15 protein-coding genes are annotated in these 24,276 nt (G+C 69.3%); 6 read left to right on the top strand and 9 right to left on the bottom strand.

Going from position 1 to position 24,276, the window contains the following annotated elements; genetic code table 11:
• Positions 1–136 precede the first annotated feature (136 nt).
• The 8 genes from LZ199_RS02665 to LZ199_RS02630 all read right to left on the bottom strand — a co-directional run bounded on the left by LZ199_RS02665 (position 137) and on the right by LZ199_RS02630 (position 12,504).
• Complete coding sequence (locus tag LZ199_RS02665; protein WP_253992039.1) at positions 137–1,585, bottom strand: type II and III secretion system protein family protein; 1,449 nt, start codon at positions 1,583–1,585, stop codon at positions 137–139.
• A 30-nt stretch (positions 1,586–1,615) separates the two neighbouring features.
• Positions 1,616–2,152, bottom strand: a complete 537-nt coding sequence (locus LZ199_RS02660; RefSeq protein ID WP_253992038.1) for an A24 family peptidase — start codon at positions 2,150–2,152, stop codon at positions 1,616–1,618.
• Positions 2,153–2,255: 103 nt separating this feature from the next.
• Positions 2,256–3,122, bottom strand: a complete 867-nt coding sequence (locus tag LZ199_RS02655) for an FHA domain-containing protein (protein WP_253992037.1) — start codon at positions 3,120–3,122, stop codon at positions 2,256–2,258.
• A 63-nt stretch (positions 3,123–3,185) separates the two neighbouring features.
• The gene (locus tag LZ199_RS02650) at positions 3,186–5,345 is read right to left on the bottom strand and encodes a hypothetical protein (RefSeq protein ID WP_253992036.1); all 2,160 of its coding nucleotides are present in this window, start codon (positions 5,343–5,345) and stop codon (positions 3,186–3,188) included.
• Positions 5,342–6,808 (bottom strand): YncE family protein, encoded by a 1,467-nt coding sequence (locus tag LZ199_RS02645; RefSeq protein ID WP_253992035.1) that lies wholly within the window; start codon positions 6,806–6,808, stop codon positions 5,342–5,344. Before LZ199_RS02645 ends, LZ199_RS02650 begins: the two co-directional genes overlap by 4 nt.
• 145 nt (positions 6,809–6,953) lie before the next feature.
• The gene (gene glyS, locus LZ199_RS02640; RefSeq protein ID WP_253992034.1) at positions 6,954–9,059 is read right to left on the bottom strand and encodes a glycine--tRNA ligase subunit beta; all 2,106 of its coding nucleotides are present in this window, start codon (positions 9,057–9,059) and stop codon (positions 6,954–6,956) included.
• On the bottom strand, positions 9,049–10,041 hold the full coding sequence (glyQ, locus tag LZ199_RS02635; protein ID WP_253992033.1) for a glycine--tRNA ligase subunit alpha: 993 nt from the start codon (positions 10,039–10,041) through the stop codon (positions 9,049–9,051). Before glyQ ends, glyS begins: the two co-directional genes overlap by 11 nt.
• A gap of 84 nt (positions 10,042–10,125) precedes the next feature.
• Positions 10,126–12,504 (bottom strand): protein kinase domain-containing protein, encoded by a 2,379-nt coding sequence (locus tag LZ199_RS02630; RefSeq protein WP_253992032.1) that lies wholly within the window; start codon positions 12,502–12,504, stop codon positions 10,126–10,128.
• A gap of 183 nt (positions 12,505–12,687) precedes the next feature.
• Between LZ199_RS02630 and LZ199_RS02625 the strand changes: the two genes are divergently transcribed.
• Positions 12,688–13,098: a hypothetical protein gene (locus LZ199_RS02625; protein ID WP_253992031.1), complete on the top strand. Its 411-nt coding sequence runs from the start codon at positions 12,688–12,690 to the stop codon at positions 13,096–13,098.
• 18 nt (positions 13,099–13,116) lie between these two features.
• Here the strand turns inward: LZ199_RS02625 and LZ199_RS02620 are convergent, their stop codons facing one another.
• A complete protein-coding gene (locus tag LZ199_RS02620; RefSeq protein ID WP_407667155.1) occupies positions 13,117–14,316 on the bottom strand; it encodes a cyclic nucleotide-binding domain-containing protein in 1,200 nt (399 codons plus the stop codon).
• A gap of 137 nt (positions 14,317–14,453) precedes the next feature.
• Between LZ199_RS02620 and LZ199_RS02615 the strand changes: the two genes are divergently transcribed.
• The 5 genes from LZ199_RS02615 (at position 14,454) to LZ199_RS02595 (ending at position 24,276) form a co-directional block, all read left to right on the top strand.
• Positions 14,454–15,284 carry a helix-turn-helix domain-containing protein gene (locus LZ199_RS02615; RefSeq protein WP_253992029.1) on the top strand — a complete coding sequence of 277 codons (831 nt, stop codon included), beginning with the start codon at positions 14,454–14,456 and terminating at the stop codon, positions 15,282–15,284.
• Between the two features lie 99 nt (positions 15,285–15,383).
• Positions 15,384–16,205 (top strand): metal-dependent hydrolase, encoded by an 822-nt coding sequence (locus tag LZ199_RS02610; RefSeq protein WP_253992028.1) that lies wholly within the window; start codon positions 15,384–15,386, stop codon positions 16,203–16,205.
• 311 nt (positions 16,206–16,516) lie between these two features.
• Positions 16,517–17,644, top strand: a complete 1,128-nt coding sequence (locus LZ199_RS02605; protein WP_253992027.1) for an efflux RND transporter periplasmic adaptor subunit — start codon at positions 16,517–16,519, stop codon at positions 17,642–17,644.
• Positions 17,641–21,294 carry an efflux RND transporter permease subunit gene (locus LZ199_RS02600; protein ID WP_253992026.1) on the top strand — a complete coding sequence of 1,218 codons (3,654 nt, stop codon included), beginning with the start codon at positions 17,641–17,643 and terminating at the stop codon, positions 21,292–21,294. Before LZ199_RS02605 ends, LZ199_RS02600 begins: the two co-directional genes overlap by 4 nt.
• Before the next feature lie 78 nt (positions 21,295–21,372).
• Positions 21,373–24,276 (top strand): sensor histidine kinase, encoded by a 2,904-nt coding sequence (locus tag LZ199_RS02595; RefSeq protein WP_253992025.1) that lies wholly within the window; start codon positions 21,373–21,375, stop codon positions 24,274–24,276.

The following is a 24,276-nucleotide window of genomic DNA, read 5'->3' as shown; positions in this document are numbered from 1 at the left end:
ACCTCAAAGCGCCAGCCGCACTCGACGTGCCCGCCCGCAAGGCGACGGGCCGGCACCCACCCCGGAAAAGGGAGGAAACCGGCCCGTCCAGGACCCCAGGGGCCCGGCTCCAGGCGCCTTCAAGGCGCCCCGAGCGTCAGTCGAAGATGTTGAAGTTCACCTCGGACCGGGCCTGCTTGTAGCGGCTCTTCACGTCCTCGATGATGGTGCGGACCTTGTCCGAGTCCGGGTTGACGATGCGCGGAGTCACGAAGATGACCAGCTCGCGCTTGGTGGAGTCGAACCCGCGGCTCTTGAAGAGCTCACCGATGATGGGGATGTGACCCAGGCCGGGAATCTTCGAGATGGACTTCTGCTCGTCGTGGCTGAACACGCCGGACAGGACGATGGTCTCTCCGTGGCGCACGGTGACGTTCGTCTTCACCTTGCGGGTGCGGAAGCCGGGCACCGTGGAGGAACCGCCGATGGACACGGCCACGGAGGTGTCGATTTCAGAGGCCTCGGCCTCGATCTCCGTCTGGATGTTGCCGTTGCGGTCCGCGGTGGGGCGCAGGTTCAGGATGACGCCGTACTTCTTGTACTCGATGGAGAACTGGTTGTTGGTGATGAGGGGGATGGGAACCTCGCCACCGGCCAGGAACTCCGCCTTCTCACCGCTGGCGCACACCAGCTTGGGCTGCGCGAGCAGGCGGCCGTAGCCGTCGTTGCCCTGGAAGCCGATGGAGAAGTCCGCGCCCGCCGTCAGGCCCAGGTTGGAGCCGCCCTGCCCGAAGGTGCCCGGGAACAGCTCCTGCGTCACCGTGGCCGCGGCCGTCGCAGAGCCCGTGATATCCAACGGGTAGCGGATGCCGTAGCGATCTCTGCTGTTGCGGCGGATTTCGACGAACTGGACCTCGGAGAGGATCATCCGCTTGATGCCGACGACGAGCAGGTTCTCCACCTTCTCGCCAATGGCCTTCGTGATCAGCTCCGCCTTCTGGAGGTCCTGCTGGCTCTCCACGGAGCCCTCCAGGAAGATGGTCGCGCCGACGACGTTGGCCTGCACGTTCTTCAGGCCCGCCTTCTGGAACGCCGCGTTCAGGTTCTGCGCCACCAGCTTCTTGGCGTTGGGGGCGATCTTCACGAACGACTTCACGTTCGGATACAGGCCCACCACCTGGTCGATGCGGTCCGCGTCCTGCGTGGTGTACGCCTGACCGTCCAGGTAGATGCGGTCACCCACCATGCGCACGGAGACGCCTTCGATTTCGCCCAACAGGCGCTTGATCTCCGAGATGACCTCGTTGGGGTCCTGCTTGCGGACGTTCACGAGGTAGCTGACGCGCTGCCCCGTGGTCTTCCAGATGAGCAGTGTCGTCTTGCCCTCGGCCTGGCCGGTGATGAGGAGCTGACCGGAGCCGAGCGTCTTCACCTCGGCGATGGCGGGGTCACCGAGGGCCACCTTGCTGAGGCCTGGAATGGTGAGAACCTTCTGGGCGCCTACCCCGAGGCTGACGCTGGTGCCATCCTGGGCCAGGGCGGAGCCACTGGCCACCATGGCAACGAGTGCGCCAAGCGCGGCGGCATGCGTGAAGCGTGTGAACATCGTGCGTGTCCCCTCTTCCAAGTCCCTGCGCTAACCCAAGCTTTCGTGCTGCCACCACAGCGCCCAGAAGGTTCCGAGCGCGATGGCCACCCCGTAGGGGATATGACGCCGCGCGGCAGGCTGCGCGTCCGAGCGCGCCAGGTGCAGTCGCACCGCCCATCGCCGCAACGCCGCCGACACCGTGTCCCAGACCGCCCCTTGCCACAGGAGCGAAACCACTGCCTGGGCCGCGCCTGCCAGGGAGATGAACGCGGCGGCCGCCATCGACGCCGGAAATCCCAGGACAGCGCCCACCCCACCCATCAACTTCACGTCACCCCACCCCATCTGCCCCCGCGCCGCCGCCGGCACCAGCAACAGTGCCATGCCCACGCCCGACACCAGGCCGCTGAGCAGCCCGTCTCCCAGCCCTCCCACCCCCTCGGTGGCGAGGCGTACTCCCAGCCCCACCGCCATCAGCGGGTAGGTGACCACGTCGAGGATCTCCCGGCGCATGACGTCCGTCACCACCGAGATCACCAGGGCTACTCCAAGGACCGTCCACAGCGCGATGTGTCCAGGCGTCATCCGTCGCCTGTCCCATTCGCGTCCAGGCGTCCGGTATCAAACCAGGGACGCCTGGAGGCCGTCAATTGGCGAACAGCGGGTCGCCCCGGAAGACGGGGTCCACTCACCGGACCACGAGGCGGATCTTCTCGCTGCAGATGAAGTACTCGTCCCCGTCTTCAATCTTCCGGCGCTTGATTCGCTGCTTGTTGAACCAGGTGCCGTTGGAGGAGCCCAGGTCCTCGATGATCCAATCGTGGCCTTCCTGGGAGATGACGGCGTGCTCGCGGGAGACCTTCCCGGAGTTGATGACGAAGTCGCAGTGCTTGCCGCGGCCGATGACGAAGCGCTCCTTGATGATGCGCTCCTGGTCTCCCGACTCCGTGACGAGGTACAGGGCGGAGCCCTCGTCCTCCTCGGGGAGCTCGTCGACCTGCTCCTCCTCCTCGGGCTCGGCCTGCTCGTCCTCGAGCCCCGGGTCGTCCTGATCGGGCAGGGGCTCCTCATCCTCCTCGACCATGTCGTCGTTGGGAGGGGGCGGCTCGTTCTTGCCCTTGATGAGGCGCTCCAGCTCCGCGGCCGTCTCCAGGACGCGCTCGGCCACCTCGCGGCGCACCGGGTCGTTGTCCAGGCCGTTGGCGGAAGCGCGCTCCTCCGCGGCGGCCGAGCGGCCACCGGGACGAGGCGGGGGAGGCGGCTCCGCCTTCGGAGCGGGCGCGGGCGCCAGCACTGGAGGAGCGGAGGCACGGGGAGCGGGAGCCGCGGAGACGGGGGCCGGACGCGCGGGCGCGGCCACGGCGGCGGGCGCGGCGTGCGCCTCCGCTCGGGAGCGTGCCTCGATGAAGCCGTTCAGACGCGCGAACATGAAGAGCGCCTGGTTGATCAGCGCATCGCGGTCCGAGCCCATCTGCTGGGCCATCTCTTCGTACGTGTCCCACAAGTGGTCGGCGATTCCGACCTTGCGGGCGGGGCGTGAGTTCTGATCGATCATCGGTCTTGACTCGGACGGTACAGGATGACCCGGACTCTATCAGACACCCCAGGCCACGCCCAATTAGTCGAGCCTCACCAGGGCCTGGGCGTTGAGGGCGTTGGGGAAGAGCAGCTCCAGGTTTACCTGTAGAATTCCATCAGCGGAGGGGTAGGCGATGTAGGCCAGCCCCGTGCCGCCTGCCTGGGAGGCCGCCACCGGCCCGGGCAGCGTGTAGAACTGCAGCGCCGCTCCCGAGTTGTTGGAGGTATCCACTCCGGCGACGTAGGTGGCGACGCCCGAGCCCACCGTCACCACGTAGCGGTCGCCTCGGGTGAGGCTCTGGATGGGTTCCGCGCGCAGGCGCACGGGAGGCGGCGTCGACGGATAGAGGGGCACCGTCAGTGCGCCGGAGGCGCAGCCCAGCAGCGACGTCGTCGACAGGAAGTCCGTCGGGTGGAAGGAGTAGGCCGTCGGAATCTCATATCCGGAGCCGACGCCGGTCACGTCTCGGGACAGCAGGGTGCCGTTCTGGTCCACCAGCAGGAAGGGCTGGTCTCCCAACGCACGCACCGTGAAGAGCGGCAGCTGCGAGCAGCTCTCCGGAATGGCGGTGAGCGTCTCCAACCGCACCTTCCCCGCTTCCGCCGCGGGCTGGATCGACGACACGATCAGGTCCGTCGTGCAGAGGATGTCCAGGCTGGCCAGGACGATGGCGTCCCCTACCCTCACCTGCCGGCTGGCCTCGGCGGCCTGGGGGACCTCGAAGGTCGTCGGCGTCGACAGGTCACGCTGCAGGTCGATCATCCCGGGGAACGCGCCCTGGTAGACGAAGCGGAAGATGCCGTCCGGCACCGAGCCCTCGAAGAGGCCCTTCTGGTCGTCGGTCCTGGGCCCGGTGGGGTTTGCCGGATCGCACGGGTAGCTCTGGGTCTGCGACACGTCGACGAGCGTGGCCACGTTGCCGATGTCGATCGCCTCCTCCGACGCGTTGCGGGCCACCGCGGTGAAGAACGCCTTGCGCGCGTCCAGGTCGAAGTGACGCCGGTCTCCCGCGGAGAACATGGTGATGGTGCCGTTGGACGAGGGCAGCACGCCGAGCAGCGGCACCGAGCCGACGGCGTTCGTCACCACCGTGCCGCCCTCGCCAATGACGATGAACTGCAGGTTCGCGCTCGGGACGAGCGCCAGGCCCGTGGGCAGGCCGTCCGGGGGACGGATGGGGAACATGGGCGCGCCGCTCAGGTCCACGGCGCGCAAGCCCGTGGCCGTGTCCACCGCGAGCACGCCGGTGCACTCCGGCGCTCCGCCACAGGCGACCTCGTCCTTGATGCCATAGACGAACTGACCCGCGAGCATCTCGGCGAACTCGTTCACGGTCGTAGTCGACGGGTCGTCCTGCCGGAGCACCACGCGAGGATGGGAGACCACGAAGCGCACGGGCGTGTTGTCGAAGCCCGCGGACAAATCCCGCGTCGCCGCTGAGGGCGTGAGGCAGTCCGCGCTCACCGTCGGATTCGTGTCCGTCACCACCAGCGTGCGCCCGGCCTGCCCGGACGCCTGCCGCGTGGCCACCACGAGCTGGTTGCCGGGCAGCACCGTCATCGCCTGGACGGACTCTCCCACCTGGAGACAGAACAACGTCACCGAGGGCGGAGCGACCTCTCCGGCCTCGAGCGCCTCGGGGCCTGGCACCAGCTGGCGCTCGATGCGCGCCCCGCCAGTGTCCGTGTCCAGGAGCGCGTCGGGGTCCTGGATGGCGTAGTAGAGCACGCTCGGCGCGGGCGGCTCGCCCTCGGGGCGCACGTCTGGCGAGCGGGCCGCGAAGGCCGTCACCAGGCTGCGTCCGGTGAACCGCTGCATCTGCACCAGCCGCTCACGGGCGGCGGCCACCACGGAGATCTGCGAGGCGCCGGCGCTGCGCGCGTAGACATACGGCCCCGGAAGCTCCGAGCCGTCCGCCTTGAAGCCCACGTCGTGCGTGAGCGAGTCCGGCCGGTCCAGCACCGGGATGGCCAGCGTCTGGAGCGGGTTGGGCGCGGAGATGAACTGCTTGGGGTTGGCCGCCAGGTCCAGCACCTGGAGCTCGTCACGGTCCGAGGACGTGACGAAGACCAGGTCGCCGACGAGGGTCAGGTCATAGGTGCCGGACAGTCCGGCGAAGCCCGTCGTGGCCTGGGTGTCGGAGCAACCGACGGTCAGCCCGGCGCACGCGACGAGGACGGTGAGGGTTGCGCGCTTCACGGCGAGGACTCCTGACACACACTGGTGCCCTGCCGCGTGTCGCGGAGCTGCTGCACGCCGAGCAGGGCGACCCGCCGCGCATCCTGCGGCCGGTCGAGGTTGGGAATATCGATGACGGCGACACGGCCGTCGCCAAACGTCGTCGCGAACAGGCGCGCCGCGTTGTTTCGCACGTCCGCCGTCAGCCCGAAGGGCTGGCTGGGCTGGGCCGGGTCCTGCTCTCCCACGAGCACCTGGGCGACGAGCTGCCCCACCTCTTCGTCGTAGATGGAGACGGCCTCGTCGCCGCTGCCCGTCACCGCCACCAGGCTGCCCCGGCCCGGCCCGCGGTTGATGACCTCCAGCTCGCTGGCGCCCTCCGGCAGCGACTGCGCGGACACCACCCGCAGCGTGGGCAGGTCCGACAGCGCGTTCTCGATGTCGAGCACGAGCAGCGTGTCAGGGCCACGCGCCAGCAGGTAGACGCGCTCGCGGTTGGGGTCCACCTGCGTGGGGTTGTCGCGCATCATCAGCGGGGCCACCGCGATGCCGCGCGCCTCGCGGATGGAGTAGATGGCCCGCAGGTCGGACTCGAGCACCCGCTCGGTATTCGTGCGGTCCACCAGCCTCAACACGTAGCTGGCGGCGAGCGCCCCCAGCTGGTTCGTGGAGGAGTTGCGCCCGGAGGCGTAGAGGTACCGGCCGCCGATGGCCACCGAGTGCGCCGCGCCCGCCAGAAGCCCGTTGACGCCCAGCGGGACGAAGCTGGACGTGCTCAGCTCCGCGCGGTCGGGCGCCGAGGCGGGAAGGTCGACCAGGTACGACTGGAGCTCGCTCTGGGACTCGGCGGTGGGCGGGCCCACCAGCTCCGTGTGCGTCACCCACACCCGGGCGTCCGGGTTGGTGCGCTCCACGGCGACGCCCATGGGGGACGGGGCGCCGGGCACGCCGTCCTTCGACGACCCCGGGACGCCCACCAGCGACAGGGCATCCACCCGGCAGTCGCGTCCGCCACCACCCTGCTCACAGCTCAGGTTCGCGCCGTCATCCGACACGTCGATGACCTGGAGGAAGCTGCTTTCGTCGCGCGTCGGGATGAACAGCCGGGGTGGGCGGCCGGGCGGACTCCACAGCGCCATCTCACCCGCGAAGCTGTCGATGAAGACGAAGGCTGGCTCCGTCACGTGCAGGTCGGTGATGCGCGCGGGGAAGGCTTCCACCTCCGCGGCGTCGGTGAAGTCCTTGCCGAAGGGCCGCAGGCCCAGGGCGTCGAGGTCCAGCGCCGTCACCGCGCCGGAGCCGTAGCACTTGTCGAAGTTCGCCCCCGCCACGTACAAAAATCCATTCGTGGAAGTGGTGGCCTCGGGGCGCCAGAAGGCGACACCGCTCGGATAGACGAGGCGAGTGGACGGCGGAGGCTTCGGCTCGGAGTCGACGGAACACGACACGAGCAGCAGCACGGAGGTGACAAGGTAGGCGCGCATCAGAGGGGGGCGGAGTGTAGGAAGGGGCCTCCCCCCGGGCAACCGGAAAGGGGCCCCTGCATTCCCGGGAGCCCGCAAACCGACGAACCGGCGCCCCCGGGGACGTGCTTCATCCCCCGGGGAGCAGGCAACCTCGGGACGGCCGTCAGGCGGCGGCTTCGGCCTGGATCTTCGAGAAGTCGGCCACCTGGTTGAACAGGGCGCCAATCTCCACGAGGAGCCGGATGCGGTTCTCCCGCAGCTCCTTGTCCTCGGCCATCACCATCACCTTGTCGAAGAAGGTGTCCACGGCGGGCTTCAGGCCGGTGATCTCCTTCAGGGCGCCGGAGAAGTCGTCCGACTGGACGAACCCCGCCACGGCAGTACGGGCCTGGGTGAAGGCGGAGTGGAGCTGACGCTCGGCGTCGTCCACCAGCTTCTGGGCCTGCGTCTGCCCGCCCGCCACGTCGCGGCCCTGCTTCTCCACGATGTTGACCACGCGCTTGAAGGCCACGGCCAGGGGCTGGAAGTCCGCGCGCCCGACGATGAGGCTCAGCGCCTCCAGGCGCTTGTGCGCGGCGACGAGGTCGTCGAACCCGGCCGCCAGCACCGCCTCCACCACGTCCGTGCGGTGCTGCTCACCCCACAGGGACTTGAGGCGCCCCCGGAAGAACTCCAGCACCTGCTCACGGGGCGCGGCGTCACCGGCCTTGCGCTTGACGTTGGCCAGCTTGGGCGCGAGCAGCCGCAGCGCCTCGTCCACCGCGGCCGCCAGGCTGAAGCGGTAGCCCCGCCCCAGCACCAGCCGGATGATGGCGATGCACGCCCGGCGCAACCCGAACGGGTCCGCCGCGCCGCTGGGCGCCTTGCCGATGGCGAAGATGCCGCACAGCGAGTCCAGCCGGTCCGCGATGCCGATGAGCGCGCCCGCGTCCTGCGTGGGCAGCGCGTCCTCGGCGCCGCGAGGCAGGTAGTGCTCGAAGATGGCCTGGGCCACCGCCTCCGGCTCGCCACTGGCGCGCGCGTACTCGCGGCCCATGACGCCCTGGAGCTCCGGGAACTCGCCCACCATGCCGGTGACCAGGTCCGCCTTGGCCAGCGTGGCGGCGCGTTCAATGGTCGCGCTCTCCCCTGCCCGCTTCGTCTGGACCGCCAGCCACACGCCCAGCGTGCGGAAGCGCTCGACCTTCTCCAGATACGTGCCCAGCTGCCCCTGCCACACCACGCGGCCCAGCTTCTCCACGCGGTCCATCAGCGGCGTCTTGCGGTCCTCGTCGTAGAAGAACCGGCCGTCCGCCAGACGCGCGCGCAGCACGCGCTGGTAGCCGCGCAGGCTCAGCTGCTCGTCGCGCACGGGCGTGTTGGAGACGGCGATGAACTTGGGCAGGAGCTTCCCCGCCCCGTCCACCAGCGAGAAGTAGCGCTGGTGGCTCTTCATCTCCTGCACCAGTACCTCCGGGGGCAGGTCCAGGTGCCGCTCCTCGAACGTCCCCACGACGGGGCTGGGCAGCTCCACCAGGTTCGTCACCTGATCGACGAGTCCCTCGTCCTCCAGCAGCTTGCCGCCGGCCGCCTTCGCCGCCGCCGCCAGCTTCTCCACCAGTTGCGCGCGGCGCTTGGCGATGTCCGCGACGACGTTCGCCTTCGCCAGCGCGGCCTCGTAGTCCGCGGGCGCCTTCAGCTCGATGGCGCCGGGCGAGAGGAACCGGTGACCATGGGTGGTCCGGCCGCTCTTCACGTCGCCGAAGACGACGGGAATCACGTCCCCGCCCAGCAGCGCCACCAGCCACTGCACCGGGCGCGCGAAGGACGACTCCACGTCACCCCAGCGCATGGACTTGCGGAAGTTGATGGAGTGCACCGCGACGTGCAGCGCGTCCTTCAGCGTGTCCGCCGCCGGGCGCCCCTTCTCCTCCACGCGCGCGGACAGGTACTCGCCCTTGGCCGTCTGCGAGCGCCCCAGCTTGTCCACCGACAGCTTGAGGCTCTCGGCGAACTTCTCCGCCGCCTTGGTGGGCTTGCCCTCGGCGTCGAACGCGGCCTTGGCGCTGGGCCCCAGCACCTCCTTCACCACGTCCTCGCCCGCGTCCGCCACGTCCCGCACCAACACCGCCAGCCGCCGGGGAGTGCCGTAGACGCTCACCTCTCCGTGCTTCAGGCGCGCCTCCGTCATGCGCTCCGTCAGCACGCGACGCAGGTCCTCCAGCGCGGGGCCGATGAACGACGCGGGAATCTCCTCCGCGCCGATTTCCAGCAGCAGATCACGCGCCACGAGTCACCTCCGCCTTCTCCTTCTTCTCCACCGGCTTGTTGAGCTGCACCGTCTTCCAGTACTCGCTGGCGGGCTTGCCCTCGAGGATGGCCGGCTGCTCTCCCACCGTCCACGGCGTCTTCAGCAGCGGGTAGCCCAGCCGCTCGCGCATCTGGAGGTAGCCCTCCGCGCACAGGCGCGCGTTGTCGCGCACGCGCTTGATGAACGCCGCGCGCTCCGTGACGGAGATGGCACCACGCGCATCCAGCAGGTTGAACGTGTGCGAGCACTTCAGCGCGAAGTCATATGCCGGCAGCGGCAACTGCCGCTCGATGAGGCGCTTGCACTCCTTCTCGTACGCGTCGAACAGCGCGAAGAGCATGGACGCGTCCGACTCCTGGAGCGCGTACCGGCTCATCTCCACCTCGTTCGGGTGGAACACCTCGCGGTACTTCACGCCCTTGACCCATTCAATGTCGAAGACGTTCTCCACGTTCTGCAGGTACATGCAGATGCGCTCCAACCCGTAGGTCAGCTCCGCGGAGACGGGCTTGCAGTCGAAGCCGCCGCACTGCTGGAAGTAGGTGAACTGCGTCACCTCCATGCCGTCGCACCACACCTCCCAGCCCAGGCCCCAGGCGCCGAGCGTGGGAGACTCCCAGTCGTCCTCGACGAACCGGATGTCGTGCTCCAGCGGGTCGATGCGAATCTTCCGCAGCGACTCCAGATACAGCTCCTGCACGTTCTTCGGCGCGGGCTTGAGGATGACCTGGAACTGGTGGTGCTGGAACAGACGGTTCGGGTTCTCACCGAACCGACCGTCCGCGGGGCGACGCGAGGGCTGCACGTACGCCACGTTCCAGGGCTCCGGGCCGAGGGCGCGAAGAAACGTGTACGGGGCCATGGTGCCGGCGCCGACCTCGAGGTCGTACGGCTGCGTGTTGATGCAGCCCTGGTCGGCCCAATGCTTCTGGAGCGTGAAGATCAGATCCTGGAAATACATAGCTTTGGGTGTCCTTCTCGCGGTGCGTCGAAGGAGGAACCCGCAGACCCTAGTGAGGGGGTCCGGGAGCGTCAAGGACGGCGCTCACTCCTTGTACAGAGGGAGGTCCTCCAGTCGAATCTGCAGCTTCGTCACCTCACCGGGACGGATGGGCGCCGACAACCGACGGCTCACCACGTCCGCGTTCGTGGGGTCGACCAGCCTCAACGTGTAGGTCCCCACCGGCAGCGGGAACTTCTGCAGCGGCGAAGTACCCAACTGGGTGGCGCCGTCGAACACGGCCGCCCGAGGCACCGTGTAGAGGGTGATCCACCCCATGCCCGCCGCCGCGGCGCCCTTGGGCGTGCTGGTGTCGATTACCTTCGTGAGGTCTTCTTCCTGCGTCACGGTGGTGACCGGCTCGGGCACGTCCTTCGCCTTGCTGTCGACGCGCCTCGGGGTCGGCTTGCTGGAGGCCTCCGCCCCACCCTTCCCGGTCGGCGACGTCGCGGCGTCCTTCCCCTTGCGCACAGACGTGGCGGACGCGGTGCGCACGGCGGGCGGAGCGGCGGGCTCTGGCGACGGGGCCTTCTCGACGATCTCCGGCTCGTCGGGAGCGGGCTCGGGGATGGCGGCCTGCGCGCCCGGGCGCGGATCCACCGGAGGCGTCGTGCCCGGGAAACCCGGCGGAGGTCCCGGCTTCTGCTGCGGCGGCCAGGGCGCTGCCTCCGCGGGGTCCTTCGCGGGCTGCGAGTCCATCTCCGCCTTCACCCAGGCCTTCGCTGAGTCGAGGGCGGGCGCGAACTGCGCGCGGACGGCGGGCAGCGTCGCCGCATAGCCCAGGCCGCCCAGCACCAGGAGCAGCACCAGCCGCCCCATCCAGCGCGAGGGAGGCTTCGCCACGGGCGTCTCTCGGGGCGTGTCCGAGCGCTCGGGCCCACCGCGCGCGGCGCCTCGCGCGCCACTCCGGGCACCCGCCTGGGCCGCGCCAGGACGCGGAGGACGCGTGCGGAACTGCTGCGTCGACAGCTCACTCGGCTCGTCGAGCGACTCCGAATCCTCCCCTGCCTCCTCGGCCTCCGAGGGACGGGGCCTGGGCGTGCGAGAGAGTCCCGACTCCAGGGCAAGCCGGGGCTTGCGCGGCGTCGCCGAGCTGGCCTCCGAAGCGCCCCTGCGCTGCGGCACGGCCTTGGGCCCGCTGCCAGCACCCGCGCGCGTCGGAAGCTCCGGGTCCATCGCCGTGGCCGGACGCCGCTGGGGCATGGGCTTGGGCGCACTGCCGACGCCCACGCGCGTGGACTGCTCCGAGTCCGAGAGCGCTGCCGGACGCCGCTGCGGCACCGGCTTGGGCGCGCTGCTCACATCCGTGCGGGACTGCACCGTCGTTGACGGCGCGGCCCTGGCGCGCGGCGTGGGAACCCGCGTCGCGGCCCCGGGCTCGGCCACTTCGTCCTGTTGCAGCGCGCCGGCCGCCTCGCTGACACGGGCGTCCTCGGCGCTGCTGGCCAGCTCCAGCAGCGTGCGCGTCTTCTGGCGCTTCTCCTGGAACAGCTCGCCCATCACCTCGGTGATGCCGTCCTCGTCGAACAGCTCCGGGCCCAGCGCCGCTTCGATGGCGCGCGCCATCTCCCGGCCGCTCGCGAAGCGCTGCGCCACGTCGCGCGACAGCGCGCGCATCACCACCGCGTCCAGCGCCTCCGGGATGTCCGGGTTGCCCGCGCGGGGCGAGACGACGTTCGCCTCGACAATCTGCAACATCACCGCGGCCTCGTGCGGACCGTTGAACAGCCGCTGGCCGGTGAGCATCTCGTGCAGCATCACCCCCACGGAGAACAAGTCACTGCGGCCGTCCATCCCGTGGCCGCGCACCTGCTCCGGGGACATGTATCCGCTGGTCCCCTTCACCGTGCCTACCTGGGTGCGCCCCAGCCGACCGCGCGCCTTGGCGATGCCGAAGTCGATCACCTTGACGACGCCGTCATAGGTGAGCATCACGTTCTTCGGAGACACGTCGCGATGCACCACCGAGACGGGACGCCCGGAGGGGTCCGTGAAGTGGTGCGCGTAGTGCAGCCCCAGGCACGTATCGCGAATCACCCGGCCGATGAAGCCGAGCGGCAACGCGTACTGCTGGCGCGCGGCGGCCTTGACCACCTGCTCCAGGTTCTGACCGGGCAGGAACTCCATGGCCAGGTACAGCTCGCCGCCGTCCTCGCCCAGGTCGAACACCTGCCCGATGTTCGCGTGCGAGAACGCCGCCGTGATTCGCGCCTCATCCAGGAACATCTGGACGAACTGCTCGTCCTTCTTGATGTCCGGGAGGATCTGCTTGACGGCGACGAACTTGCGAAAGCCGCCCGGCCCCGAGGTGAAGGCGAGGAACAGCTCCGCCATTCCTCCCATCGAGAGGCGGGTGAGGATTTCGTACTTTCCAATGCGCCGCCCCCGGTCGGGATCTTCGCTGGCGCCATCCTGCCTGGCCATGAGCGGCGGCATGTTATCCGCGCGATTCACCCCCGTCGATGACAGTCGCGCGAAAAGGACCCACCCCCTTGGGTGGGGCAGGCCGCCGAGCACGCCTCCACCCCCACGCCCGGAAGGAGTCCTCTACACTGACCTGTTCAAACCACGGCGGAGCCACCGGGCTCCGCGCCGAAAGGACGGCATATGCTTCGCCACGCGCAGCGGCTGGGACTCGTCATGGGACTGGTGACGGCGGTGATGCTCGCCTGTGCTCCCGCCAGTGCGGAGGGCCCCTCCTCCAACAAGACACAAAACAAGAAAACCCAGACGAAACCCGCCGCGCCGCCCAGCGACGCGGAGGACGGAGCGGCGAAGGAGGCGCCCGGGAAGGACGGGGCCGAGAAGACCGAGGACGACGCGGCGCCGAGTGGAGGCGCGGGCAAGTGCACCGGCAAGGCGACCTTCTGCGGCGTGTACTCGAGCGTCTTCTGCAACAGCCAGCCCGGGTGTTCCTACTCGTATGCCTCCAAGATGTGCATGGGCATCGCCATGGACTGCGAGAAGGCCGAGAACGCGACCTTCTGCGAGAAGATCAAGGGCTGCGCCTGGAAGTGACGCCGTGACAACGCGGCGTCACGAGCTCAAGGCCCGCACCCGCTCCGCGAGGTTCTGGGTGAAGAGCCGGTAGATGCGCAGCGCCGCGGCTTCATGGGTGTCCAGGTAGTGCTCGAAGGCGGCACGGCTGATGCGCAGCGCGCGCACGGCCGTGCGTGCCCGCACGTGGGCGGACACCGGCGCGTCCTGCACCAGCGAGATTTCGCCCAGGTACGCGCCCGGCCCCAGCGAGTTGAGCTGGCGCGCATCCGCCTCCGGCCCGCTGAACACGTCCACCGTCCCCTCCAGGAGCACGAGCAGTCCGACGCCGGGCTCGCCCTTCTCCAGCACCACGGCGCCCTGCGCGAGCACCACCTGCCGCGCCTGCCGGTAGAGGTCCTTCATGTCCTCCAGGCCCAGCTCGCTGAAGATGGGGATGGCCTTGAGGAAGCGATACCCGTTGGCCGCTGGCGTGGCGATGGCCGCGTTGCGCCGGCCGAGCACCGCCTCCGCCTCCGCGTTCATCCCCATGCGCCGCAGGAGTCGCGCACGCTCGGTCACCATGGCGGGCTCCGCGCGAGCCACCTCGGAGGTGGCCAGCGCGTCCACCAGCACGGCGAGCGCCCGGTGCGTGAAGCCCTCCACGTCGAGCAGCCGGCACATCCGCAGCACGGCCTCGATGTAGCGCGGGTCCTCGGGCGTCACTCCGCCCAGCGCTTCGACCTCCGCGTGCGGCTGGCCCAGCTCCCGGTAGAGGTCCGCCGCGTCGAAGAGCCGCTTGAGCCGGACCAGGCACTGCGCCATGGACTCGCGCGCGCCCAGGCCGCGATAGACCTCCAGCGCCCGCTCCAGGGCTCCGCCGCGCTCGAAGGCCGCCGCCGCGCGCTCGGAGTCTCCCGCGCGCAGCCACGCCTCCGCCGCTTCCATGTACTGGCCGCTCTGGCCATAGAGGTCCGCGGCCGCCGCGTCGTCGCCGCTGCCATCCATCAGCCGCGCGGCGCCCAGGAAATCCCTCGCGCGGCGCAGCACCTCCACCAGTCCGCGCCGCTCCTTCACCGGCCCTTGGGCCGCCTGCTTGCGAAGCCGCTCTCGTTGCGAGGCCCCCAGTTCCTCGTAGAGCTGCGCCGCCTCGTCCGTCTCGTCCAGCTCCACGAGCGACCGCACCGCGCGCAACGCGCCCTCAGCATCCGTCCCCATGCGTGCGCCCCCCACGCTCTGACCGCCTGTGGCTCCTGGCATGTCTCATCCTCCGGCCCGGTAGGCCGCCAGAAAAGGCCCGGTTCAGCGCTTTTACCGCGCCCCCCCGACTGTCACGACGCCCCTTACCTCGTGAAGCACCCTAAACGTGAGATAGAAAGCATCAAGGACGAAACACCATGCCACACGCGCGCCCCGCCACCGTCATCACCTGGCGCCCTCTCTCGGTTCCCGAGATGCAAGTGGTCCGAGTGGAGAATGACACCCGCCTGTGGACGGGCCATTCCACGGGCTACGGCCTCACCGTGACGTATGGCGGCGCTTTCGACTTCTGGTACCGCAAGCGCACCTGGACCCATGGGCCCGGCCGGAGGATCAAACTCAAGGAGCCGGGCGAGGTGCATCGCGACGTGCGGATCCACGCGCCCGTCACCGCGCAGTCCGTCACCTTCTCGCCAGTCCTGGTGGAGCGAGCGGCACACCAGCTTGGCCTCGCGCGCACACCGCACCTGAGCCCCGCGCTGTCCCTCGGCCAGGGACGCCTGGAGCTCGCTGCCCTCGCGCTCCATGACGCGCTGGCCCTGCGGACATCAGACTCCCTGGAGTGCGAATCGCTGGTCGCGGAGACGCTCGAGGCCCTGCTCACCGAGTACGGAGAGACGAAGCCCTCACCCTCTCGTGCACCGCATCCCACGGCGGTGTCACGCGCCCGGGACTTCCTGCACGAGAGCTTCACGCGAAACGTGGAACTGGAGGCGCTCGCGGCGGCGGTGGGGCTCAACAAGTTTCATCTGCTGCGCGTGTTTCGCGCGGAGCTGGGACTGCCGCCTCATGAGTATGTGACGCACCTGCGCGTGGCCCGTGCGAAGACGCTGCTCGAACAAGGCCTCGCCGCGGGCACCGTCGCGGTGGAGGTCGGGCTCTATGACCAGAGTCAGCTCAACCGCCACTTCGGCCGCATCGTCGGGATGACCCCGGGCCAGTACGCCCGAGCGAGTCAACGTCAATAGCGCCCAAGCCCGCAGCCCCGCCCCTCCCCTATTCCTCGGTGCATTCCCAGACGGCACGCGCCCCCGAAGGTCGCGAGGCAGTCCTTCCGAGGAGTGAACATGAGACGCCCCCACGCCTTCGTGCCGTGCCTGCTGCTGTCGCTGTCGTTCGTTCCGACAGCCCACGCCGCGTCGGACTCCCCAGCGCCGACCACACCTGTGGCCCGAGCGGGCTCGGCGCCCGAGCCCTCCAGTGGCCTGCGCGTGACGTGGCTCGGTCACGCCGCGTTCGAGGTCATCTCTCCGGGAGGAACGCGCCTGCTCATCGACCCGTGGCTGACGGACAACCCGAGCACGCCCACCGCGTGGAAGTCCCTCGCTCGCTTCGCCGAGGAGAAGCCCGCGGCCATCCTCGTCACGCACGCCCATGGAGACCACGCGGGTGATGTCCCGGAGCTGGCCCGCGTGACGGGGGCGCTCGTCGTCACGACGGGTGAGCACCTGCGGGCCATGAAGATTCCCGAAGCGCAGCAGCACAGCGTCAACGTGGGCGGTGGCTTCACGCTCGGAGACGTCCAGGTGCACGCCGTGCCCGCGATGCACTCGACGGAGCCGGGAGGAAGACCGCTGGGCTACGTGCTCACCTTCGCGGATGGACGCTCGCTCTACCACACGGGTGACACCTGGCTCTTCGGCGACATGTCGCTCATCCAGGAGCTGTTCCATCCGGACATCGTCCTGCTCGCCGCGGGAGGTGGACGCTGGGCGCTGGGGCCCGACACCGCGGCGCTGGCCATCAAGAAGTACTTCCGTCCGTCCCTCATCATCCCCATGCACTACGGGACTTTCGAGCCCCTCTCCACCGAGGCCCAGGTGCGCGCCGCGTTTCGAGGGGACCGTCGGGTGAGGTTCCTCACGCCGGGACAGCGGACCGCGCTCTAGCCAGCACGCTTCAGCGAGGCGTCCGACGAGACACCCGACGACGGCGCGCGGGAGGCTTGCCCCTGCGCGCCTGAGGCGGAACTGCTCGGGTGACGCGCGCAGGTGACGCTCTCCCCACGCGAAGCTCGTGTCCGTCGTCCTCTGAGCATCCCCGTCGAGTTCCCTGTCGAGCGCGTGACACGCGACGCCCGCCACACCGTGCCCACACCCGAGCCGTCTCTTCACCGTGGTGAGGTTTCCCACGGGATGGCCCCCATCCACCGGGGCTGTCCTTCACGCAACACGCTGGTCGAAGCGCGGGAGCCCGAGTCATGAGGACGTCGTTCCAGGCCTTCACTCTCATGGGGTGGGCCCTGCTCGGGCTCGCCTGCGGAAGGAGTCCGCCTCCCGCCGCGCCGCCCACCGCCGTGCGCATCGCCACCGTGGGGCGCTCCGGGACGACCGCGGACGCGCGCTTCTCCGCCGAGATTCAGCCCGCCACCCGCGTGGACCTGGCCTTCAAGGTCGGCGGCTACGTGGAGTCCATCGCCAAGGTGCGGGATGTCGACGGCCGCCCCCGCATCCTCCAGGAGGGCGACAACGTCCGCGAGGGCATGGAGCTGGCGGCGCTGCGCAAGACGGACTACTCACAGAAGCTCACCGAGGCCCGCGCCGCGCTCGCCCAGGCCCGCGCCGCCGAGGAGCAGGCGCAGATCAACTTCGACCGCACGACGAAGCTCGTCACCGCCGAGGTCCAGACTCCCGCGCAGCTCGATGCCGCGCGCACCCAGCGGGACAGCGCCGCCGCGGCCGCCGCCGTCGCCCGGGCGCGCGTGGAGGAAGCCCGCACCGCGCTCGATGACACCCAGCTGCGCTCGCCACTGACGGGCGTGGTGCTCAAGCGCGCGGTGGAGGTCGGCGCCCTGGCCGCGCCCGGCACCGTCGCCTTCTCCGTCGCGGAGACGCGGAGCGTGCGCGTGGTGTTCGGCGTGCCTGACACGCTGCTGCCCAGCGTCCGGCTCGGCGCCCCGCAGGCCGTCATCACCCAGGCCTTTCCCGGCCAGCAGTTCGAGGGACGCATCTCCCGAATCGCGCCGTCCGCGGACCCGAAGAGTCGCGTCTTCGCCGTGGAGGTCTCCATCCCCAACGCGGACCAGCGGCTCAAGCCCGGCATGGTGGCCGCGCTGTCGCTGCGCGACGGAGGCACCGCCCGGCTCCAGCCCGAGCTGCTCGTGCCGCTGTCCGCCATCGTCCGCGCCCCCGGCAAACCCGACGGCTTCGCGGTGTTCATCCTCCAGGACCAGGACGGCAAGGCGCTGGTGCGGGCCCGCGAAGTCACGCTCGGCGAATACCTGGGCAACGTCATCCCCGTGAAGCAGGGGCTCCAGGCCGGTGAGCGCATCGTCGTCACCGGGGCCAGCCTCCTGTCCGACGGCGAGGCGGTCGAGGTGATTCCTTGAGCGCTCCCACCGGCGAGCCTGGCACGCCTCCCAGTCCGGAGCAGTCGGAGCGGGCGCGCGACGAAGCCCTGGTGCGCCACAAGCACAACACCGCGCGCTACTTCACGGAGAAGCGCCAGGTGGCGTGGGTCTTCCTCGCCTTCACCCTCGCGTGGGGCGTCTACGGCTACTTCAAGATGCCCAAGGCGAAGGACCCCGTCATCGCCGTGCGCGTCGCCGTGGCCACCTGCCTGTGGCCAGGGGCCGAGGCGGAGAAGATTGAGCAGCTGGTCACCCGCCGCATCGAACAGAAGATCTCCGAGAACGCCAGCATCGAGAAGATTGAGTCCATCAGCCGCACCAGCCTGTCCGTCGTCTACGTCACGCTGAAGGAAGACGTGACGGACCGGGCCAAGGAGTTCGACGACATCCAGGGGCGGCTCGACACCCTTCGAGACCTGCCCTCCGGCGCCGGGCCCGTGCAGTTCCTGAAGGACTTCGGAGACACCGCCACGCTGATGCTCACGGTGGCCAGTCCGAAGGCGAACGACGTGGAGCTGGAGCTGCGCGCTCGCGCCGTCGCCCGCGCCATCGAGGACGTCCGCGCCTCGACAACATCCCGTGACTCGCGCGCGACGGTGGTCGTGAGCTTCCCCCCCGCCATCAACGCGACGTCCATGCAGCGGCTGGGAGAGCAGGCGCGTCGGTTCTTCGACACCTTGGAAGAGACGGATGACGCCCGCCTCATCCAGAGCCCCGGCTTCATCGGCGTGGACCTGGCGACGTCACTGGACGACGGCGAGCTGCTGGCGCACCTGCGCGCGTTCGCCCAGGACCACCTGAGCCTCTCCGAGCTGCATCCCGACGTGTGGCGCCCCATCGTCGTGCGCTCGCCGAACGAGGCCCTGGCGCGCCTGACGGAGAACGCCGGAGACCGCTACAGCCACCGGCAGCTCGACGACTTCACCGACACCCTCCAGCGGCACCTCCAGCGCCTGCCCGTCGTCTCCAAGGTGACGCGCACGGGAGTCCTGCCGGAGAAGATCTATCTCGAGTACTCCCAGGAGCGCCTCGCCTCCTACGGCGTCAACCAGTCGGGGCTGGCCAACCTCATCTCCTCGCGCAACATCACCGCGCCCGGCGGCATCGTGGAGATTGGCGGGAAGAGCATCACCATCGACCCGTCCGGCGAGCTCACCAGCGAGACGCAGCTGGGTGACATCCTCGCCATGCCCAGCGGCGGGACACCGGTGTACCTGCGAGACCTGGTGGACATCCGCCGCGACTACCAGAGCCCGCCCCGCTTCCTGAACTACCTGGACGCGCGCGACGCCCAGGGCCACTTCGTCCGCAACCGCGCCATCACCCTGGCCGTCAACATGCGGCCCGGAGAGCAGATCGACTCCTTCGGGAAGGCGGTCGACGCGGAGCTGGCCCACGTCAAGCGGCTGCTCCCCGAGGACCTCGTCATCCGCCGCACGTCGGACCAGCCGCTCCAGGTGAAGGAGAACGTCGACCTGTTCATGTCGTCGCTCTACGAGGCCATCCTCCTCGTCGTCCTCGTCGCGCTCATCGGCTTCTGGGAGTGGCGCACCGCCCTGCTGCTGGCCCTGTCCATCCCCATCACCCTGGCGATGACCTTCGGGCTGATGCACGTGTTCGGCGTGGACCTCCAGCAGATCTCCATCGCCTCGCTCATCATCGCGCTGGGCCTGCTGGTGGACGACCCCGTCGTCGCGAGCGATGCCATCAAGCGCTCGCTGTCCATGGGCTGGAAGCCGCGCATCGCCGCGTGGCTCGGGCCAACGAAGCTGGCCACGGCCATCCTCTTCGCCACCCTCACCAACATCGCCGCCTACCTGCCCTTCCTCTCGCTGCCAGGAGACACCGGCCGGTTCATCCGCACGCTGCCCATCGTCCTCACCCTGTCCCTGGTCGCCTCGCGCATCGTCTCCATGACGTTCATCCCGCTGCTGGGCTCCACCATCCTCCGCGCGCACGAGCACGCGGAGGTGCCCATTGACCAGCAGAGCCCTCGGAGCTTCGCCCGGCGCTACCAACGCGTCGTGGGCTGGGCCGTCGACCACCGGCTCCTCGTCGTCGGCGTCTCCCTGGTCATCCTCATCGCGGGGGCGTTGGTGGGCACCCGCGTCAGGTCCGCCTTCTTCCCCAAGGACCTGTCGTACCTGTCCTATGTGGACGTCTGGCTGCCCGAGGACGCCACCCTCACCGCGACGCGAGACACGGCCCGCGAGGCCACGCGCATCCTCCAGGAGGTGGCGGCGGACTACGGCAAGGCGCACGCGAAGGGCGACGACAAGCCCCACGAGATTCTCGAGTCAGTGACGGAGTTCATCGGAGGTGGCGGCCCGCGCTTCTGGTTCTCCGTGGCGCCGGAGCTTCAGCAATTCAACTACGCGCAGCTCGTCGTCCAGGTCCGAGACAAGGAGGACACCCGCCTGCTGGTGCCGCTGTTCCAGGAGGCCTTGTCGCGGCGAATCGCGGGGGCGCGCATCGACGTGCGAGAGCTGGAGACCGGCAAGCCCGTGGGCATCCCCGTGTCCATCCGCATCTCCGGCGAGGACATCTCCCTGCTCCGCTCCCTCGCCGAGCGCGCCAAGGCCCTCTTCCGCGCCGTCCCAGGGACGGCACGCACCCGGGATGACTGGGGCAGCGACACGTTCTCCGTGAAGCTGGAGGTGGACTCGGACCGCGCCAACCTCGCTGGCGTCACCAACCTGGACGTCGCCACGTCCTCCGCCGTCGCCATGAATGGCATGACGGTGGGTCAGCTTCGCGAGGGCATCCATCAAATCGACATCGTGGCCCGGCTCCGCGCGGAGGAGCGCGCCCAGCTCGGCGACATCGAGAACCTCTACGTCAGCTCTCGCACCGGGCCGCAGAAGGTCCCGCTGCGACAGGTGTCCCGCTTCACCTACTCGCTCCAGACGGAGAAGATCCGCCGCCGCGACCAGTTCCGCACCATCACCGTCGCCACCTTCCCCCAGCAAGGCGTCCTCCCGTCGGAGGTGATGAAGGCGGCGCGCCCCGGACTCGACGCGCTCCAGGAGAGCCTGCCCATCGGCTACACGCTGGAGATTGGCGGCGAGGCCGAGGAGCAGAAGAAGAGCTTCGCCAGCATGGTCGTCGTGCTGGGCATGCTCATCGTCGCCATCTACGTGATGCTCGTCATCCAGTTCAAGAACGCCGTCAAGCCGCTGGTCGTCTTCGCGGCCCTGCCCTTCGGCGCGGCGGCGGCGCTCGTCTCCCTGGTCATCATGGGCGCGCCGTTCAGCTTCATGGCCTTCCTGGGCATCATCAGCCTGATGGGCGTCATCGTCAGTCACATCATCGTCCTCTTCGACTACATCGAAGAGGCGCATGAGCGCGGCGAGTCCCTGCGCGAGTCGCTGCTCGACGCCGGCGTGCACCGACTGCGGCCCGTGCTGGTGACGGTGGCCGCCACCGTGTTGGGGCTCATCCCGCTCGCGCTGCATGGCGGCCCGCTGTGGCAACCGCTGTGCTACGCGCAGATTGGCGGACTCACCGTGGCCACGGTGTTGACGCTGCTGCTCGTCCCCGTCCTCTACACCCTCTTCGTGAGGGACCTGCGCTGGATTCGCTGGGACGCCCACTCCCAGGAGCAGCCACCCGAGTCGAGCACACGGTGAGACAGGCGGTGGACCGACCGGGGACGCGCCCCTGGTCCTCGTCAGAGGGAGTCTCCAGTTTCCTGGATGGAAGCTCCCATGACGGCAGCGCGCCCCAACGCCACCCTGCACCCGCTCGAAAAGGTGCTCGACTGGCTGGTTCCCGCCGTGTGTCTGCTGGCCGTCCTGGTGACGACCGCGGCACTCGCTGGCTGGGCGCTCGGTAGCGTGCGGCTCACCCGCGTGGTGGCCATGCCTGGTGCCGGACCGATGATGCCCATCACCGCGCTGGGCCTGCTCGCCACCAGCGTGTCGCTGTGGCTGCTGCACAGACAGCCGATGAGCCGACGCAGGCGGCTGGCCGGACAAGCCCTGGCGCTGCTCGTCCTCCTGGTCGGAGGGATGATTCTCTTCGAGTACCTGACGCGAAGGGCCCTGGGCATCGACCTGCTCTTCTTCGAGCGGACCGTGCTCGAGATGTCACCTGACCTGCCAGGCCGGCCGTCTCCCCTGACAGCGTTGAGTCTATGTTTCCTGGGCCTGGCCTTGCTGCTGCTCCACGTCATGACGCGCAGGGAATGGCACCCCGCCCGGCTCCTGGCGCTGTTCGTCGCCGTCATCGCCGCGCAGGCGCTCATCGGCTACGCGTACCTGGAAGAAGTCTCCCGCGAGCCTCCGCCAGGGCTCACGATGTTAGGGCCTTATCTGCCCATGGCGCTGCACACGGCGCTGGTGCTCCTGCTGCTGTCGCTCGGCGTGCTCTGCGTCCATCCCAGGCGCGGACTGGTGGGCGTGCTGCTGCGCGATGACGCGGGCGGGCTCATGGCGCGCAGGCTGCTGCCGGCGACCATCCTCATCCCGCTGCTCGTCTGGGGACTGCACCTGCTCAGTGAGCGGCTGGGGCTCCGCGACGCTCCCTTCGGGACCTCCGTGTTCGCGCTCGTCACGGTGGCCGCGTTCCTGACCATCCTGGCGCGCAACGCCCATTCCCTGTCGCGGCTGGACGCGAGTCAGCGCGAGGTCGAGAGGTCCCTGCGCGACTCCGAGGCCCGCTTCTCCGGCATCGTCAACAACGCGGCGGATGCCATCATCACCATCGACGCGAACCAGCGCATCTCCTTGTTCAACACCGGCGCGGAGCAGATCTTCGGTTACACCGCGAACGAGGCCCTGGGGCAGCCCATGAGCCAGCTCCTGAAGGAGCCTCTGGGCACGAGCATGGGCACCCGCGAGGAGCATCGTCGTCTGCTCGGGCTTCGCAAGGGCGGGGAGGTGTTCTCGGCGGAGGCCACTCTCGCCGACGTCTGTGTGGAGGGGACCCGGCAGCGCGTGGTCATCCTGCGGGACATCAGCGCTCGCGAGCGCGCGGAGGAGGGGCGGCGGAATCGCGAGGAGCTGTTCCGCACCGCGTTCGAACATGCGCCCATCGGCATGGCCCTGGTGGGGTTGGATGGGAGTTTCCTGAACGTGAATGAAGCGCTGTGCCAGATGCTCGGATATTCGCGAGAGGCGCTGGGCGGACTGACGTTCCAGGACCTCACCTACCCCGACGACTTGGAGAAGGACCTGCTCCATGTGAAGCAGCTGATCGACGGGGAACAGGCGACCTACCAACTGGAGAAGCGATACATCCACAAGCAGGGGTCCCTGGTGGACGTCCTGCTCACGGCGTCGCTCGTCCATGACTCCTGGGGCAGGCCGCTCCATTTCATCTCGCAGATTCAAGACATCTCCGAGCGCAAGCGACTGGAGGGCGACTGGCTGCTGCTCGCGGAGGCCGGCCCCCGGCTGGCCAGCTCGCTGGACCCGCAGACGACACTCTCCACGGTGTCGCGGCTCGTCGTGCCAGCGCTCGGGGATTTCTGCCTCATCGCCATGCTCGACGAGAACGGACGGGTGCTGCGCAGGGAGTGCCTGGCGGCCTCGGCGGAGAAGTCGAGGCTCCTGGAGACGCTGTTCGACAGGTATCCACAGGCGGCCTTCCGACGCGGGCACGCCCTCGCGGAGGTCTTCAAGACGGGTCAATCCCTCTTGTTGGAAGAGGTGCCGCTGAGGTTGTTGGAGACCACCGCCGAGGAGGCACGCCACCTGGACCTGTTGACGCGGCTGGCGCCGCAGTCGTGCATCGTCGTCCCGCTGAGCGCGCGGGGACACATGCTCGGCGTGGTCGCGCTGGCCACGTCCGAGTCCGGGCGTCGCTACAGCCCCAGGGATCTGGCGTTGGTGGAAGAGGTGGCGCGTCGCGCGGCGCTCGCCATCGACAACGCCAGCCTGCATGCCCAGTCCGAGGAGGCCACGCATCTGCGGGACGAGGTGCTGCGAATCGTGGCGCATGACCTCCGCTCGCCGCTGAACGTCATCGCGTTGAGCGCGGGGACGCTGATGAAGCGCTCACCTTCGGAGCGGGCCTCGGACTCCCGTCCGCTGAACTCCATCCAGAAGGCGGTCATCCGCGCCACCACGCTCATCGAGGACCTGCTGGACGTGGCGCGGATGCAGGGCGGAGGGCTCAGGGTGGACCGACGGCCGGAGTCGACGGAGGCCCTGTTCCAGGAGGCGTTGGAACAACACCGCGCGCTCGCGGACGCGAGGTCCGTCCACCTCCAGCTCGATATCGCACCCGACGTTCCGCCGATGTTCGTCGACAGGGACCGGGTGCTCCAGCTCTTCTCGAACCTGATAGGCAATGCGCTCAAGTTCACCCCCATGGGTGGGCTCGTCACGCTGTGCGCGGAGCCGTGGGGGGACATGGTGCGGTGCTCGGTGAAGGACACCGGCTCGGGAATCCCGACCGAGGACCTGCCCCACCTCTTCGAGCCCTTCTGGCAGGCGAGGAGCCGGCGCAAGGAAGGCGCGGGGCTGGGGCTCACCATTGTCAGGGGAATCACCGAGGCCCATGGTGGCCACGTCTGGGTGGAGAGCCACCCGGGCCTCGGCACGACGTTCTACTTCTCGCTCCCCGCGGTGAATCGAGCGGACACCCCGCTCACGTGGCACGCCTGA

Origin of the sequence: Myxococcus qinghaiensis (assembly GCF_024198215.1) — a bacterium.
In the GTDB taxonomy this organism is placed as follows: Bacteria; Myxococcota; Myxococcia; order Myxococcales; family Myxococcaceae; genus Myxococcus; species Myxococcus qinghaiensis.
The sequence above is the reverse complement of the archived record's forward strand: the minus strand, read 5'-3'. Positions and strand labels throughout refer to the sequence as shown.